The organism is Alkalimonas sp. NCh-2, assembly GCF_039631345.1.
GTDB lineage: Bacteria > Pseudomonadota > Gammaproteobacteria > Enterobacterales > Alteromonadaceae > Alkalimonas > Alkalimonas mucilaginosa.
On sequence record NZ_JBDIUV010000002.1, the window covers coordinates 659790 to 675710 of the forward strand.

The 15921-nt window shown below is 50.3% G+C and carries 19 protein-coding genes and 1 tRNA gene; 9 read left to right on the forward strand and 11 right to left on the reverse strand.

Translation table 11 applies throughout. The features are described 5' to 3' along the window. Positions 1–16 precede the first annotated feature (16 nt). The gene (gene deoC, locus ABC502_RS08405; RefSeq protein WP_345915552.1) at positions 17–748 is read left to right on the forward strand and encodes a deoxyribose-phosphate aldolase; all 732 of its coding nucleotides are present in this window, start codon (positions 17–19) and stop codon (positions 746–748) included. On the opposite strand, the gene ABC502_RS08410 is transcribed toward deoC, so the two are convergent. Then, positions 745–2382: a response regulator gene (locus ABC502_RS08410; protein WP_345915553.1), complete on the reverse strand. Its 1638-nt coding sequence runs from the start codon at positions 2380–2382 to the stop codon at positions 745–747. The genes deoC and ABC502_RS08410 overlap by 4 nt on opposite strands. Positions 2383–2470: 88 nt before the next feature. Beyond that, positions 2471–2555, reverse strand: a tRNA-Tyr gene (locus ABC502_RS08415). Positions 2556–2664: 109 nt separating this feature from the next. On the opposite strand from ABC502_RS08415, the gene ABC502_RS08420 reads away from it, so the two are divergent. Further along, the gene (locus tag ABC502_RS08420; RefSeq protein WP_345915554.1) at positions 2665–3132 is read left to right on the forward strand and encodes a VC2046/SO_2500 family protein; all 468 of its coding nucleotides are present in this window, start codon (positions 2665–2667) and stop codon (positions 3130–3132) included. On the opposite strand, the gene ABC502_RS08425 is transcribed toward ABC502_RS08420, so the two are convergent. The 3 genes from ABC502_RS08425 to ABC502_RS08435 form a co-directional block, all read right to left on the reverse strand. Further along, positions 3117–3611: a YchJ family metal-binding protein gene (locus tag ABC502_RS08425; protein WP_345915555.1), complete on the reverse strand. Its 495-nt coding sequence runs from the start codon at positions 3609–3611 to the stop codon at positions 3117–3119. The genes ABC502_RS08420 and ABC502_RS08425 overlap by 16 nt on opposite strands. Before the next feature lie 39 nt (positions 3612–3650). Further along, the gene (locus tag ABC502_RS08430; RefSeq protein WP_330088496.1) at positions 3651–4064 is read right to left on the reverse strand and encodes a hypothetical protein; all 414 of its coding nucleotides are present in this window, start codon (positions 4062–4064) and stop codon (positions 3651–3653) included. Between the two features lie 76 nt (positions 4065–4140). Continuing rightward, the gene (locus ABC502_RS08435; RefSeq protein WP_330088495.1) at positions 4141–4635 is read right to left on the reverse strand and encodes a hypothetical protein; all 495 of its coding nucleotides are present in this window, start codon (positions 4633–4635) and stop codon (positions 4141–4143) included. A gap of 235 nt (positions 4636–4870) precedes the next feature. Here ABC502_RS08435 and ABC502_RS08440 point away from each other — a divergent pair, with 235 nt between their 5' ends. Continuing rightward, on the forward strand, positions 4871–5575 hold the full coding sequence (locus tag ABC502_RS08440; protein ID WP_330088494.1) for a DUF3581 family protein: 705 nt from the start codon (positions 4871–4873) through the stop codon (positions 5573–5575). Positions 5576–5582: 7 nt separating this feature from the next. On the opposite strand, the gene wecA is transcribed toward ABC502_RS08440, so the two are convergent. Continuing rightward, the gene (wecA, locus tag ABC502_RS08445) at positions 5583–6632 is read right to left on the reverse strand and encodes a UDP-N-acetylglucosamine--undecaprenyl-phosphate N-acetylglucosaminephosphotransferase (protein ID WP_345915556.1); all 1050 of its coding nucleotides are present in this window, start codon (positions 6630–6632) and stop codon (positions 5583–5585) included. A gap of 120 nt (positions 6633–6752) precedes the next feature. Between wecA and ABC502_RS08450 the strand changes: the two genes are divergently transcribed. Genes ABC502_RS08450 through ABC502_RS08470 form a run of 5 tightly spaced genes read left to right on the forward strand, consistent with a single transcriptional unit; the run spans position 6753 to position 11385 of the window. Continuing rightward, positions 6753–7802, forward strand: a complete 1050-nt coding sequence (locus ABC502_RS08450) for a glycosyltransferase family 4 protein (RefSeq protein WP_345915557.1) — start codon at positions 6753–6755, stop codon at positions 7800–7802. Next, complete coding sequence (locus ABC502_RS08455; RefSeq protein ID WP_330088491.1) at positions 7799–8524, forward strand: WecB/TagA/CpsF family glycosyltransferase; 726 nt, start codon at positions 7799–7801, stop codon at positions 8522–8524. The genes ABC502_RS08450 and ABC502_RS08455 overlap by 4 nt, the downstream gene beginning before the upstream one ends. Beyond that, positions 8521–9414 carry a glycosyltransferase gene (locus ABC502_RS08460; protein WP_345915558.1) on the forward strand — a complete coding sequence of 298 codons (894 nt, stop codon included), beginning with the start codon at positions 8521–8523 and terminating at the stop codon, positions 9412–9414. Before ABC502_RS08455 ends, ABC502_RS08460 begins: the two co-directional genes overlap by 4 nt. 25 nt (positions 9415–9439) lie before the next feature. Further along, positions 9440–10663 carry an O-antigen ligase family protein gene (locus ABC502_RS08465; RefSeq protein WP_345915559.1) on the forward strand — a complete coding sequence of 408 codons (1224 nt, stop codon included), beginning with the start codon at positions 9440–9442 and terminating at the stop codon, positions 10661–10663. Further along, the gene (locus tag ABC502_RS08470; protein ID WP_330088488.1) at positions 10660–11385 is read left to right on the forward strand and encodes a YdcF family protein; all 726 of its coding nucleotides are present in this window, start codon (positions 10660–10662) and stop codon (positions 11383–11385) included. The genes ABC502_RS08465 and ABC502_RS08470 overlap by 4 nt, the downstream gene beginning before the upstream one ends. 25 nt (positions 11386–11410) lie before the next feature. Here the strand turns inward: ABC502_RS08470 and fur are convergent, their stop codons facing one another. Then, positions 11411–11848, reverse strand: a complete 438-nt coding sequence (gene fur, locus ABC502_RS08475) for a ferric iron uptake transcriptional regulator (protein WP_330088487.1) — start codon at positions 11846–11848, stop codon at positions 11411–11413. Between the two features lie 167 nt (positions 11849–12015). On the opposite strand from fur, the gene ABC502_RS08480 reads away from it, so the two are divergent. Further along, on the forward strand, positions 12016–12480 hold the full coding sequence (locus ABC502_RS08480; protein ID WP_330088486.1) for a DUF4442 domain-containing protein: 465 nt from the start codon (positions 12016–12018) through the stop codon (positions 12478–12480). Between the two features lie 47 nt (positions 12481–12527). Here ABC502_RS08480 and ABC502_RS08485 read toward each other — a convergent pair whose 3' ends face one another. The 4 genes from ABC502_RS08485 to ABC502_RS08500 form a co-directional block, all read right to left on the reverse strand. Continuing rightward, entirely contained in the window at positions 12528–13097 is a 570-nt protein-coding gene (locus ABC502_RS08485; protein ID WP_345915560.1) for a hypothetical protein, read from the reverse strand. 13 nt (positions 13098–13110) lie between these two features. Then, on the reverse strand, positions 13111–14508 hold the full coding sequence (locus ABC502_RS08490) for an alkaline phosphatase PhoX (RefSeq protein WP_330088484.1): 1398 nt from the start codon (positions 14506–14508) through the stop codon (positions 13111–13113). Between the two features lie 107 nt (positions 14509–14615). Next, a complete protein-coding gene (tatC, locus tag ABC502_RS08495) occupies positions 14616–15422 on the reverse strand; it encodes a twin-arginine translocase subunit TatC (protein ID WP_330088483.1) in 807 nt (268 codons plus the stop codon). Then, the gene (locus ABC502_RS08500) at positions 15412–15789 is read right to left on the reverse strand and encodes a twin-arginine translocase TatA/TatE family subunit (protein WP_330088482.1); all 378 of its coding nucleotides are present in this window, start codon (positions 15787–15789) and stop codon (positions 15412–15414) included. Before ABC502_RS08500 ends, tatC begins: the two co-directional genes overlap by 11 nt. Positions 15790–15921 lie beyond the last annotated feature (132 nt).

The window sequence follows — 15921 nt, forward strand, 5'->3', positions numbered from 1 at the left end:
AAGGCTCCTGATGATCATGTTTGAACGTCTTACACAATTAATGTCACTACTTGATGTTACACGCTTGCAACAGCCGGATGATGTGCAAGGCGTGCGTCATTGGCTGCAGCAGGTTGCGCAGGCGAAGCATCAGCCGGCAGCCATCTGTTTCTATCCCGAGTACCTGCCGCTGGTGGCAGAGTTTCCGGTATGGCAACAATCCAGGTTAGGTATCGCAACGGTCGTGAATTTCCCCTCAGGCCAGCAAAGTATAGACGTCGTGAGTCAGCAGATTACGGATGCTTTAGCAGCCGGCGCAACTGAAATTGATTGTGTGCTGCCGTATCAGGAACTCATGGCTGGCAAAATCGGGGGCGTGAAAAGCTTCCTGCATGATGTGCGTCAAGCCACAGGCTCCGCTTTATTAAAAGTGATTATTGAGAGTGGTGAGTTAATCACCTGCCAGCAAGTTGCTAAAGCAACGGAGTTGGTGATTGAAAGCCAAGCTGATTTTGTCAAATCATCGACCGGCAAAGTTCCGGTAGGCTTAACGGATGAGGCCGCTGAAGTGATGCTGACAGTCATTGCCGGTGCTGATCGGCTGGTTGGTTTTAAAGCTTCAGGCGGCATTCGCACCCTGGCTCAGGCATTGGCGTTGATGGAACAGTATGAGCGCATTACCGGGCGGCAGGCGCAGCCTCAGTCGCTGCGCATTGGCGCCAGTACTTTGTTTCAGGAGCTGTGTCAGGCGTTGCAAGAAACAGCCTAACGCCGTTGTTCGCTGCGTATTTTTTCGAAGCGACTTAGTAACTCCTGATAGCGAACCCGGTGATGTTCCGGCAGCGGCATATGATCCACCACACGGAAGGTTTTACGGCAGCGTTCAAAGGTATCTCCGGCTCTGGCACGTCCATTGGCAGGTTGAGTCAGCTGTTGCAGCAGGCTTTGAATGTAGTTAAGTGCTGCCCCGGTATTCATCGGGGCCAGTTCCAGCGCCAGCTCAAACTGTCTGGCCGCTTCCTGGTAGTTGCCAGCCTTGTAGCAGCGAATGCCCTCTTTGTTAAATTCGGTAAAGTGCGCTCGTCGCTCGCCGGTGCTATCCACCTGCCGCCGCATAATGGCATTCAGTACAGGGTTTTCCAGGGTGGCTTCCGGCAAACGTTGTCTAAGGCTTTCAGCTTCTTCGTACTCGCCGATTTGATTGAGTAACAGTACCGCATCTGCCAGGCTGTGCTCTTGCTCGGTTAATAAATCAGCAATGCTGGCATAGGTTCGTTTGGCCTGAAATTGTTGGCCGCTAAGAGACTCCAGCCTGGCCTGGCAAAGTATTTCAAATACATCGAAATCGATATCCCGAATCATGGCTTCATCCAGCCGGGCACGTTGCAAAGCAATCAAGGTTTCTTGTTGGTAACGGTTTTTTTGTTGAGGATCTTCAGCTTCCATCGCTGCTTCAATGACCGTGCGGATGTAATTTTGCAAATGAATCACATCCTGTTTTAGTGAACGTCGGGTTATCTCGTACAGTTGTTTGCTGGCAGCGACCTGCTGCGGAATATCATGCAACTCCCGGGCAATTTCCATTACCAGATGCTGGCGACTCATCGAATGTGGGGCTATCTCTACTGCTTGCTGAATGGCCTTTAACGCATCTTCCGGTGCGCTCAGTGCCATATAGCATTTGGCGGTTAAATCCAGCGCCTCGGCAAAATAACGGTTGGACTCCAGTGCTTCGTTACAAAGGGCAAGGCACTGCTCATAAGCTTGACGTTCATAGCAAATGTGCGCCTGCAGCATCAAGGCCCAGCCGCTTCGGTGTTGCTGCAAATTATGCGCTAAGACTTGCTCCGCTGCATCCAGTTGCTGTTGCTTGATCAGTGTTTCGGTAAGAACACGCTTACAAAATTGCTGATACCGGCCCTCCTGACTAATTTCCTGCCGACAGAAGTTGACTACCTGCTCCAATTGTTCATCGTGCAGCGCCTGATACAGGGATTTCAGCTGCTTTTTTTTGTGTTGTATTTTCTGGATGCGGTTACGCAATACGCGTTGAGAGAAAGGCTTTATCAGGTAATCGTCCGGCTCCAGTTCTACGGCACTCATTACCATGGGGACAGTGTTTTCACTGGTCACTATCATAAAAATACTGCCGGGCTTTAGCAGTTTCTTTTCACGTAAGTCTTCCAGCAGCTGTTTGCCATTTTTGCCTGTGCCCAGGTGATAGTCGACAAAGAGTACGTCGTAATCCATATTAATGCACTTGGCCAGTGCTTGTTCACCAGTTGGGGCAAAAGCAATGTTGGTTGCGCCCATGGAATAGAGAATGCCTTTGAACATCAACTGAAAGGAGCGTTGATCATCAACAATCAGTACGCGCAGATTTTCAAGTGCTTTGCTTTCCATTAAAACAACGGTGTTGGAATTTCATAAGCTAAGTGTCAGTAAAATAGGTAGGGATAGCAAGGAAAATGTATGCGTACTGCAGGAAAAGTGGTGGAGGGGGAAGGATTCGAACCTTCGAAGGCTGAGCCGGCAGATTTACAGTCTGATCCCTTTGACCACTCGGGAACCCCTCCACACAAGGCCTGCATCATACCAAAAAAAACGTTGATGTAAAGCCAAGCCCTTTATTTATTTGTTCGATTGCCGATAAAGCCAGCAAGAGCAAAAAATAGTGTGGTATGCATGCTGATCCATGAATGGCAGATTGGCCCGGAAATGAACCTGGCCCTGCAACGACAGCAACCAGCCGATTTTCGGTTGTGGCGATCGTTGTTGTCAGCTGCGGTTGAAGAACAAGCCGCTTTTGTTTTGCAACAGCCAGAGAAATCGTCGGAAAAGCCTTCTTTACGGCAAAGCTTTGGTTTGGGAAAGCCCAGAGTTTTTGCGTTGCAACCTGGTGATATAGCGCGTGTGGCCGCTTGCAACCATGCGCTGCAGCAGAGCTTTATTGCCTGTCGCTTGCAGCAAGCGCTTAGCCCATTGCCCATAGTGCTGCAGGATGATGCTAAAAAGCTGGATGCCCGGGTAGCCGATAACCTTGATTTGCACAGTCGGCGTCGACGCCGGCAGCAGAAAGAGGAGCCGGTGGAGGTTGACGCTACGGCGCTTTATGAGTTGTTACAGCACATCAAGCCTCAGGCTGCTGCCTGAGCCGATAACAGATGTGGTTGGCAACTTTTAAACTTGCGGCCACTACCACAAGGACAGGGATCATTACGGCCAACTTTCTGAGCAGGCAATTCTGCAAGAGTGCCACTTTGATACAACCAACGGCCCTGTTGACGGCTAAAACGCGACAGCTCACGAAAACTATGCAATTGATTGCCTTGCAGGTACCAGACTTGAAAATGCACATGGCCTTCATCTTCAATAGATGCCATGGCCGGCAATGGTAAAATCTGCAGCCGGGTAAAATGTACCTGTGCAACAAACTCCCGCATCTGTTCGGGGGCTTGCTCTGCTTGCAGCTCGTGGCTGCAGGTTTGGTGCAGGTAAGTCAGGTGTTGCAGACAAAAAGCGCTGTAACGCGAGCGCATTAGCTGTTCACAGTTTTCTGGCTGCTGTTGGTTGGATAAATAGGGTTGGCAGCATGCACTAAAAGGCAAGTCGGAACCACAGTAACAATGCATCTGGCAGATTTCCGTGTAAAGGAGATGAAAGCTGATGCTTTAGTGGCACCAGCCTGTATTGCTTGAGAAGCAGTATACCCTACAGCCACAGCATGCGGCCAGCTTGGACAGTTCCTGGGATTGCTGCAGATCGGTTAATTCAGCAAAGTTAATGATGCAGCTGCAAGTTCCTGCCAGAATAGCTTTTTTCAAGGTGCCCGCCAGATCCTGAATTTGCTTGCGGTGTACCAGCAAGGTACGGTTTTGCTGCAAGGTTTCCATTTCTGCCAGCACTTTTAATGAGGCTCCCTCTGGCGCCAGGATCAGTGTCCAGCCGGTGCTATCTTGTTGTTGCTGCAACAAGTTGCTCAGATAACGGCTTTCATCTTGCGCCGCCAGGGGCGTGCAATAATGCAAGCCAGGTTGGTTGCTGGCAAATAGGTCGGTAGCATTATGGCTGTCTGCTGGGTTCATACAAGCTCCTAACTGTGATTATGTACAGTGTATGGATATACAGTAGTTCGCTATCGATGATAAATCAAGCACTTTTTTAAATCAAAGCGTGTTTTCTATCCTCAATACTTTCATAGCGCTCTGCCGCCAGCTCAGTAGCCTGTTGCAGTAACTCTGCCGGCAACTTCGATTGCAACGATTGCAGCAGTTGTGCGGCCGATGTATCGCGTTGTTTCGCTGCCAGCAACAACCAGCTGTACGCATGTTTGGCTGAGGCAGGCAGCCCCAGGCCTTTCAAAAACATCAAACCAAAATAGTACTGCGCCTTGGCGTGGCCCAGCATGGCTGCCTGGCGGAATTTTTGCGCAGCAATAGCGTAATCTTTTTTGGCATAGGCCTTTAACGCATCGGTAAAAATGGTGGCGTTCAGTTCATTCAGGGCAGGTGCTTGCAGCAATTGCGGCAATAAGATGCCGCTGTCTTTCACCAGGGCATTCAGCAGTTGTTGATGTTCCAGCAATTTATCTTCCAGCTCTGCCAGAGTTAGTTTTTTCATGGCCGCTAAATGCTGGCGGCTGGTTTTAAACGTCATGATTTGCTCTCTTGTTGCAACAGCATAGGAGGACCAGCAAGCAGTTTTGCTCATGCTGCTTGATTGGTTCGCTGCACCAGGTTAAATAAAGCATAAAGCTTGCCAGCTTTTTGCGAAGAGTTAGGCGTTGACTTGCAGTTGATGCGTGAAGACAGAAAATAACAACTGGCTAGACCAATTTTAGTAAAAATTAGGGTAGAATCGACGGGTTTTGCATTAAACCAATGGAAGCATCATGTTTTTAACTCCTTATGTCAATCAGCAAGCCGGTGAGTTTAGTTTCAGTCGTCAGCAGGGCAGTGTCTTTGCCAAAAAAGTGGCCGGTGATTTTAATCCATTGCATGATGAGGATGCTAAGCGTTTTTGTGTGCCGGGTGATTTGATGTTTTCCTGGCTATTAAGCCAGTATGGCCTGAGTGAGCGCTTATGCTGTACTTTCTCTGGCATGGTGGCGGCTGACGTCTGGTTGCATTTTGAGCAAGAAGGTGCAGACATTCGTATTTGCGACCGGGATGGCAAAGTTTACCTGTCATTGACGCAACAGGGGGCTGTCAGTAAGGATTTACCACTGATTGAGACCATTGCTACCGATTATGTGCAGTTTTCCGGGAAAAATTTTCCCCACATTTTGCATCCTCTGATGCAGCAACAGGCGGTTATGATTCATCCGCAGCGGCCAATGGTGATATATGAAAGCATGACGCTGGAGTTAACGGCATTGCCAGCTACTTTGCCTGAGCTGCAGTTAGCCGATGCCAGTCTGGAGGTAGCCGGTAAACGAGGCAGTGCGATGCTGGATTTCGCCCTGACTTGTCAGGGCGAAACTCTGGGGAAAGGCCGCAAGCGCATGATTTTGAGTAACTTATCGCCTTACGATGCGCCCAGTATGGAAGCAATGATCGCAGAGTACAACCGGCGCAAGGCGGCATTTTCTGCCTGAGCCTTGCTTAGTTGCGTCGACGGCGCAGCGTTGAGACAATGCGCCAAACATGTGTTAACAGATAAAAATAGCCTGCACCAACGGCCAGAAACAGCAGCAACACGAGAAGCTCAGGCAACAGCAAATATTCGGCCAGGGCACCAATACTTACACCGACACCGGCCAGGCCGATGATAAACAGCAGAGCATGGCGCGGTGCCAAACCCAGTCGCAGAGAAATATGGTGTAAGTGCTCCCGGTCGGCTTGAAAGGGGGATTGGCCTTTGCGTATGCGCCGAATCATGATCACCGTCATATCCAGTAATGGGATTGCGATGATCCACAAGGCGGTAACCGGGCGAAAACTGCTTTCTGCGCTCTGGCTGCCTTGCAGTAGCAACCATATCACGGTCAGGCCAATCAGCATGCTGCCGGCATCGCCTAAGAACACTTTACGTAAACCAAAGCACTGCAAATTAGCTGCCAGATAAGGCAGTAAAGCAGCCATCATCAAAATGGGCAACAAAGCGGTATCCTGTTGGCCCCACATCAGCATAAAGAAGGTCAGAGCCAGCATAGTTAGTAAGCTCAGGCTGCCAGCCAGTCCATCAATGCCATCGGTCATGTTAAATGCATTGATGGCTGCTATCACGGCGATGATGGTCAGAGGCGGTCCAAGCCAGCCAAGCTCAATTGGGCCCAGAGCAAAAAGATTCCCAAGATGGGCCAGGTGCAAATCCAGTAACCACATCATAGCGATGGCAACCAGGCTTTGTATGACTAACCGTATAGCAACCGACAGATCCAAAGCATCATCTAAGGCTCCCAACACAACGATGACCAGAGCACAGCCAATAAAAGCCCAGTGCTCAAAAGCGGTACTATCTGCAATGAGCAGGCCGGCACTTACGCCAACAAAGACTGACAAACCACCAATCAGCGGGATCTTTCCCTGGTGTTGTTTGCGACCTTTGGGGATATCCAGTAAGCCCAGGCGATGTGCCAGAGGCCGTAATACTGTCAAGGCGCCTATTGTCAGCAGAGCGCAAGCCACTACTGGCCAAAACAACGAATACATAACCATCCTTTTTTGTTAAGCTGGGCAACAAGTTAGTGCCCGTTCTGAATTCAGCTTACAGTCAGGCAGCTTGCACTAACCTGAACAGAGGCTAAAAAAACTGAAACTTGAGATAGATTGATGCAAATTTTGCTGATAAGCAATATGGGGCCAAAAGCCTCTGCCCCTGTGCAGGGGCAGTTCATCGAACAGCAACGTCAGGCATTGTCTGAACCAACCGCTTATCATTGGATGCGCTGGCACAGCGATAGCGCCCTAAATCGGTTGTTGAAATACCCGGTATGGTTGCTGGATTTTTTGCTTCGTTTTGTTTGCAGTCGCAAGCGATATGATATTTTGCATGTGCATTTTTATTACCCAACCATTTGGCTGGCAATTCTGTACAAATGGCTGCGTAATCGTTCAGCCCGTATTATTGTGACTTGCCACGGCAGTGATATTTATCAGTATCAACCAGCTGGATTTTGGTATCGCTGGTGTGCAGGCTGGGCCGATCAGTGGATTTTCACCAGTCCGGCTTTGCAGCAGTCTTTTTTTATCAGGCCGGCCCAAAGCCGGGTATTGTCAGCCGGGATCGCAGCGCACTTTGCCGATTGTGAACCTTTGCCTTTAGCCCAAAAGGATATTGATCTGCTGTTTGTTGGTACCTTGAATGACAACAAAGGTTTGGATCGGCTGCAGCTGCTCTTACCAAAGTTGCAAGATAAAAACATTTGCATTATTGGGCAGGGGCCTGCTGCTCCCCAGGTCCGGCAATGGTTGACGCACTATGCCAACCTGAGTTGGTTTCCCAGCCAGACACCGGAGCAACTGAAAGTCTGGTATCAACGCTCGAAACTCCTGCTGAGTTTGTCCCGCCAGGAGTCTTTTGGCCTGGTGATGACGGAAGCTTTGGCCTGCTATACCCCGGTGCTTGCAACCGATACAGATGGTGCCAGGGCGCAGTTGCAGCCGGATTTTGGCTGGATTGTAGATCAACGGCAGTCGGAAGATGAACTGATGAAACAGCTACTGGCGCAATTGCAGCTATGCTGGCAACTGCCGGAGCAGGATTACCAACGAATGCAGCAGGCTGGTCGGAACTATGCCGTCAGTCAGCTGTTGCCTGTGATTGCGACTGAATTAATGGCGCTTTATCAATCCCTTTGCAACCAACAAGGCCAGTTATGACCAAAGGCACAGAAACAGTACAAATAGGACCAGTCCAGGTGGGTGCTTTTTTGCATCAACAACAGTTATTGGAAACCATTATTGCTGCCGATGGCAAGGTGTTTGCCGGTGCGGCTATCGCCATTAACCCCGAAAAAGTAATGGCTGCACGCGAAGATCCCGGAGTGGCAAAGATGCTGAGCAAGGCCGAGCTGCGTTATGCTGATGGCATTGGCGTGGTTGCACTCATGCGTCGGCGTTTAAAGCAGCCTGTGCAGCGTATTCCTGGGTGTGAGCTATGGCAAAACCTGATGCTGCGCTGTGCCGAGTACCAGGTTCCGGTGTATCTGGTTGGAGCCAAAGCTGAGGTGCTGGCACAAACCAAAGCCAGGCTAGAGCAACAAGGGGTGCCTGTGGTCGGTGCAACCGACGGTTACTTTAAGGATGAACAGCAACTGCTTACCGCTATTCTTCACAGTGGTGCCAAAGTGGTACCCGTGGCGATGGGATCGCCACGGCAGGAGTTGTTGATAGAGCGCTTGCGTCAGCAGTTGCCGGACTGCTTTTTTATGGGGGTTGGCGGCAGCTTTGATGTGTTTACCGGCTCCGTCAAGCGGGCGCCTGCCATCTGGTGTCGTTTGCATCTGGAGTGGGCATACCGTTTGTTAAGCCAGCCCAGCCGCATCGGTCGCCAGGGGCGTTTAGTGCATTATCTTTGGTTGGCAATACGAGGTAAATTATGAGCCAGCACTTACCGTTGATTAGTGTTTATATGCCAACACATAACCGCAAGCAGATGGCGGTGACAGCGATTGACTCTGTGCTGGCGCAAGATTATCCGCACTTTGAGCTGATTGTGGTCGATGATGGCTCTACCGATGACAGCTGGTCGTTTTTACAGCAACGCTATGGTCAGGATCCCAAAATTCGTTTGTTACGACACGAACAAAGCCAGGGGGCTTGTGCCGCCCGCAACACAGCGATTGCAGCAGCGCAGGGCGATTTTGTTACCGGGCTGGATGATGACGATGTGTTTTATCCGGATCGCCTGTCGAGCCTGATGGCAGCCTTTCAACCGGGTGACTCTATGGTTTGCTCTGGCTATCTGTGGCATTACGGCATGACCACAAAGCGTCGCTTTGACAGCGATGCTATCATTGCTCTGGATGAATTGCTGGATTTGCACACCTTGTCCAATCAAGCGTTGGTGCCAACTGAATCGATGCGAGCTCTGGGTGGTTTTGATACCAGCCTTGCTGCTTTTCAGGATTACGATATGTGGGTGCGGGTGGTTGCACGTTTTGGTCCGGCCCGGCGCATTGGCCATATTAGCTATCAGGTCAATGCCGGCCACGAAGCCGGGCGTATCACCGGTTCACCGAAGCGGCTGCAGGCACACGATGACTTTGTTGCCAAGCACCGTGCTTTAATGTCTGGGCGTAACCTGCAGAACCAGGCATTTTATCGCTACAGCATGCAACAATTACCAATGACATTCAGTCAGTTATGGCGCAGCCGCCGTTATGGCCTGACAAGGCTGAAACTGCGTTATTATCTGAAACAAAAGTTTAGCTGGCTAAGTCAGCTGCGGTTAAAACTGATGCAAAAAGGCTGGCGGGGATTCTTTGGTTAAACAGATCAGTGACACAGCCAGGTCTTTGAACGCGGTCTTTTTGTTGGCAGCGCTTAGTTTGCTGCTGGATATGTTGCAAGGGGTTGCGCAGAGTCTGGGGCTTGCCCTGCTGCCATTGGCGCAAGGCTATAAAGCGTTTTTGCTGGCTGCGATGCTATGGCTACTGCGTGCCAGCGATGGCCGCACACTCTTGCTGATGGCGGCTCTGGTGGTAGGATTTTTGCTGGGCCCGCTGTTCACGCAGTGGCGTTTGCAGCCGCCGCTTGGTTTTACCAGGGAACTGACATTGGTGGTGAAGCTGTTGGCCCCATGGCTTGCTTTGCTGGCCTTTTATCGTTTGACTTGCTGGCAACCCGCGTTAGCGCTTCGTACCCTGCATCACTTGATGCATGGTTTTAGCCTGGTGCTATTGTTGAATTTTATGTTGGGTTTCGCGGGCTTTGGCTATGCTGCTTACAGCCCGATGGAACAGATAGAGCTTGGTTCGCTTGGCAGCAGTGGTTTCTTTATTTCGGCCAATGAGTTGTCGGCATTGTTGCTAATACTCACTGCCTTTCAATTGCATCTGCACTGGTCGAAAGGATTGATGCCTTATGGCATTATCCTGCTGCTGGCACTTTTTTGTGCAGTGCAATTGCTGACGAAAACCGCTTTGCTGGGAGTGTTGCTGCTGGCGGCTTTGATCCCTTTGCTGCACCAGACAGCAGAGCGGCGGCGGCGTTATGCGATGGGGATAGGTATAGGAGGCTTATTACTCCTTGGCAGCAGCCCATTGTGGCTGAGCCCAGTGTTGCAGCAATTAGGTTTGCATCAGAAATTGCTCTGGGTTTGGCAGGAGAAAGGCCTGCTGGGTCTTCTGCTCTCATCACGTGAGCTGTATATGCAACAAAACCTGCAAGTAGTGGCCGAGCACTTTCCTCCCTGGCATTGGTTGTTGGGAGTGGGGCAGGCAGGCATTGCCCTCTATCAGAAAAAATATTTTGCCGAGTCGGACTTTTTTGATTTGCCACTGTTTTTTGGCGGACTGGCTTTGGTGTATGCACTTTGCTGGTTTGCTGCGTTGCTTTGGTTCAGTTGGCAGGCCAGGGCCCAGGTTACAGGCCGTGTTTTAATAGTGCTCAATGCCTTGTTATTTTTGCTGGCTGCTTTAGCCGGCCATGTGCTGACTTCTGGTATGCTTTGGTTACCCTGGGGATGTTGGTGTGGCTGGCTGATAGCACAACAGCCCTTGAAAAGGACAGCATCATGACCGATTTTATTCAGTTGGCTTTGTACCCACACAACCTTTTTTTGTATTCCTTGCTGCTGGCTGCCGTTTGCTACCGGAAAAAAGGGCTCTGGTTGCTGTGGCTGCTATTTTATCTGCTTGGCAATAGCTTTGTGGCCAATCAGGTACGGCATTGGCAATTGCAACAACTGGATAACAGCAGGGTACTTGTCGGGGAGCCTACTCTGGTTGTGCTGGGCTGTGGCGGCTCGGCTGACGTTTTACCGGCTTGTGCCCGCAACCGGCTGGATCATTTGCTGCAACGGACAGCCACGGACAGCCATGCGGTGGTGATTACAACCCGTCATTGCCAGCCTTATACCCGCTATCTGCAGCAGCAGGGCTATGCCGGCGCTATCGACTGTTTTGATGGTGGAGACAACACCTATCAGGAGTTTTATCGACTGGCGGCCCGTTTTGATCAGCAGCAACCCTTGCTATTTGTCAGCAGTGATCATCATGGCTGGCGGGTACAGCGTTTGATCCAGTTGCATCAATTCAATGCGGGCTTCTCTGCAGCCAGCACCAGTACCTACCGCCCTTTACCCTGTCGCTGGCACTGCTGGCTAACGGTGAATTTAAGCAACTATGATTTTTTTGCCAAGCTAAGCGGTGAGTGGTTTAGCTACGCCAGTTACCGGTTAACCCGTGGCTGGCAAAGCTGGCAACCGGAAGCAGATACAAAAAAGGCCTCAACGCAGTGAGGCCTTGTGGTAATCGTACTGCACTTTAGTTGTCGGTATTGTGTGGACAGCTGTTCTTTTTCTCGCACTCACCGTACAAATACAAGCTGTGGTTGGTGAGTTTGAGGCCATTCTTGCTGGCAATTTCCAGTTGTTTGCGCTCAATAGTGTCGTCTTCAAACTCAATCACCCGCCCACAGTTCAGGCACACTAAGTGATCATGATGGCTGTTGCCGGTCAGTTCAAATACCGACTTGCCGCCCTCAAAGTGATGGCGGGTTAGGATACCGGCATCATCAAATTGGTTCAGTACCCGATACACAGTAGCAAGGCCGATGTCTTCACCAGATTCCAATAACAGTTTGTACACATCTTCGGCACTGATATGCTGATTGTTGGGATCTTGCAAGATCTCCAGAATTTTCACCCGGGGCAGAGTGACCTTAAGGCCCGCTTTACGAAGTTCGGTATTATTATCAGTCATAAGATGCTTTCGGTAGCCAACAATTGATCTGATTATAAAGCCAATGCAGCTTTTATCAAATGCTAATTCGGCCATCTGCTTAGCAGGTAAGCAAGCAGTCTTAGGCTTGCGCTGTTTTCCGGCTCAGGTAGAATAGCGCAATCAGGTCTTACCAGTTGGGGTGATGGATGAATTGGGCGATGAAGCCAGGGTTGATGAAGTGGGTGCTGAACCTGTGGCCGCCATTTTTCTTCAGTGGTATCAAGGTGGAGACCATCAGGGACGATTTCTGTTATGCGCAAGTACGACTTAAATCACGGCCCTGGACCAAGAACATTAACCGCAGCCAGTTTGGTGGTTCAATGTTTGCGATGACGGATCCGATATACCCGTTAATGATTATGGGGGCGTTAGGTGCAGATTATTATGTCTGGGATAAAAAAGCCGATATCGACTTTATTGCGCCTGGCAGGGGGCCTTTAACGGCAGAGTTCTGGCTTTCCGATCAGGTGTTACGCGATATCAAAGCGGCGACCGACGATGGTGACAAACATTTTCCGGAGTTTTTGGTGCACATTAAAGATCAAAGCGGAGCTATTGTTTGTGAAGTAAACCGTACTGTGTATGTACGCAAAAAGCGTGCTGCTCGTTAGGCTGGAAATGCGAGGGTGCCATTGTTGGCACCTTCGCAATGTGAGTGTCAACGGCGGCGGATACAGCCAAACAACAACAAACTGCTAAGCAACAACGCCAGTGAAGCAGGCTCTGCAACTGCCGTAGCCGATGTTTGTACCACATTCAGTACATAGTTGTATTCAGTCCCAAAACCAAAGCCAGACTTGCCCCCGGCAATCAAAGTATAAAACCCCGTATTATCCAGCAGTATGTCACTGACCCAGTGATCGGCCATAAAAGTGCTGGTTCCACCAATGTAAAGGGCATTGCCGGTATCGCCTGTGTTGTTGAACAAACCCAGCAACAGATCCTGCGAACTGACTTCACCAAAATAAATACTGAAACCACCGGCAAAATCCAAACCGGTAAGCATGTCTACACTGAGTATATCGCCAGCTTTGGCTTCAAACCCCCACAAGTTTACCTGCTGGCTGAACGAGTTCAAACCAAATAGTGGTGGATTTACCCAGCTGCTGGCGCTCGATATTGTGCCTTGATAGCTGCCTGAGCCATTCAGCTCACCAAAATAATGCATAGGCAGAGCGTTTAGCTGGAATGACAGTAAGAAGGTACACACAACTAGAAAATATTTCATGACGAAGCTCCTTTTACAAAATACCATCGTTCCATGGACCAGTAATAGCGAAGGTGATGCCTGGGGTCTGGATATTGACAAACATCCAACGATCGTGAAAGCAAACACCAGCCATCTCGGAGCTACGGTAATTGCCCGGGTTCATACGGCTAGCTACACCCGGGTAAATGCTGTCTACTGCGGCAATGTCTGATGCACTTAATACCGTATTGTTGCGGGCGAACTCGAATACGTTACCGCTTGGTGTCAGCCCCATCAGACGTTGCAGTGAACCGCTGCGGTCTTCACAAATGATAATGCCACCACGTGGGCTAACCGCAAGGTTATCAGGGGATACCGGATGTGTCAGTTCATTGGTTGTTTGGAATACCATGGTGAGGCTGTTTCGGCGCGGATCAAAAGCAAAGATCTGACCACGTCCAATAGCGCCACCGCTGGTGGAGTCAAAGTAAATCAAGCCGGTGTCGTACCAGGCGCCTTCCAAGCGGGCAAAACGGGCCGCTCCTTTGGCAAATCCCTGAGTATAATTTCGCGGATTGATGGACTCAGGCTCATCGATCACCACCCATTCAGCTTGCCAACTGGTGCCATTTGGATAGTTTGCACGCAAGTCGGCATTGTAAATATCAGATACCTTCAGCATTTCCAGTATGCCTCCGGCGGCCAGATTGCCATAGACAAAAGGCCTGTAACGGTAGAAACCGGATGACGATCCTGCATCTTCGGTCATGTATACATAGCCGGTAACAGGATCGGTTGCTGTAGCTTCATGGGCACGACGACCCATGGCTTTGAGTGGCACCGGTTTGGCCAGACCAAAACCAGGCACCTCAAAGATCCAGCCATGTGGTATGCCGTTGATGGTGGTTGTGGTTTCTTCGCAGGTCAGCCAGGTTCCCCATGGCGTTAAACCACCAGCGCAATTGGTTGAGGTGCCACTGATGCTCATATACGAGCCCAGCCAGCGGCCTGCAATAGGATCAAACAACAAGTTGCTGGTACCACCCGGTGCCGATGGGTTGTACACCGCAGGTGAAGGAACTGCAGTACCAGAGCCTCTTACTTCATGATTACGCACCAGTGATATGCTGTTGCCCTGGCTCATCACAACTGCCATGCCGTCATGCAGGCCTGGTGTCGGAGTGCGATCCAGCATAGTCTGGCCTTGCCAGCCATAAGATAAGTAGCGAAAGCCAGCTGGCAGCTGCAGCAGTGGCAGGCCGGTGACTTCGTCGTCAACCGGGGCTAGCGGGCCATAATCTTTACTAAAGGTTGCGCCATTACCACTGGCAAGGGCACCGAAAGAGATAGCGGCAGCGCCAAGAGCACTGCCTTTGACAAAGTCACGGCGGTTTAAGATAGGCTGAGCAGCAGCATGCTCGGCATTTACGATCATCGTCTGGTTGTCCATTGCTTACTCCGTTGTTTGTTGTTGTGATTGTGCGAAGGCTCAGCTGCACAGTCGATAAAGTAAGCAGAGTGAATGACAATGATATGATGCGGGCATGAATGTTTCATTTAGCTGGTATGGCTATTGTGTGACGTCGAGGTTTTCCGCTGCAAACTCTCTTGCCTGCGCTGCTCCAGTCGAATCAGTACAATGGATAACTCATATAGCAAGAGCACTGGCGTACCCAGGGCGATTTGTGAGATCAAGTCTGGTGGCGTGATAATAGCGGCCACCGCAAAGGTTGCAACAACGGCATAGCGGCGGTTTTCAGCCAGACTTTTGGCGCTGACAATACCGGTTTTTGCCAGCAGGAATAACAGGATTGGCAGCTCAAAACTAATGCCAAAGGCTAATACCAGTCGCATCACCAGACTGAGGTACTCACTTACTCTGGCTTCTAGCTGTACGGCTATGCGTTGCTCGGTGGCAGGTGTTTCGAAGCTGAGGAAAAACTCCCAGGCGAGCGGAAATACCAGGTAATACGCCAGAGCAGCCCCGGCCAGAAATAACACAGGTGTGCTAAGAAGCAGCATAAGCATGGAAAGGCGTTCATGCTGATACAGGGCAGGAGCAAGAAAACGCCATAATTGCAGTAGTGCCAGCGGTAAGGTGCAAAGGGTTGCTGCAAAGAGTGCGACTTTTAATTGAGTGATGAAGGCTTCATGCAGACCGGTAAAAATCATTCGGCGGTCGTTGAGATCATCAAAGCTATTGACCAAAGGTTGCAGCAGGAAATTGTAGATGTGCTCGGATACCAGGTAGCAACCAATAAAGGTGAGCACGAACAACCCCAGGCAAAGCAGCAACCGGCTGCGTAGCTCAAGTAAGTGGCTAAGCAAGGGGGCGCGGGATAAATCCAATGCATCATTTTTCATGGTCACCCCGCGGCTTAGTGTTTTGTGCAAGTTGTTGCTTAATATCAGCCATGGCTTGTTGATACTGCTGTTCAACACGCTGATTCTCTGCTGGATCGCGACTGGGCTCGGGGCGCTCCATTGCCTGGCGAATATGCTCGGGCAATAAATCGTAATAGCTGGGTTGTTTGGTTGGATCCTCTCCTTTTGCCAGCTCCATTTCCGTTTCCAGCCGGTGCAACTTACGTTGCAAATCCAGATAAAGTCGTCGTCCTTTACCCCAGATGTGGCCCAGCCCACGCGCCAGTCTGGGCAAATCTTTTGGTCCTACCACAATCAAAGCCAAGATTGCCAGAAACACCAGTTCCATCCAACTGAGGTCAAACATAACGGTCTCAAAGTAAGTATTGATGCACAGAAACTAACAAAGCAATGTGACTTTTCTGTGTCAGTAACGCGGTGGCATGCCTGCTTTTTTAAGGACGTTTGTTGAATGACATTTTCCCGTCACAATGTTGCG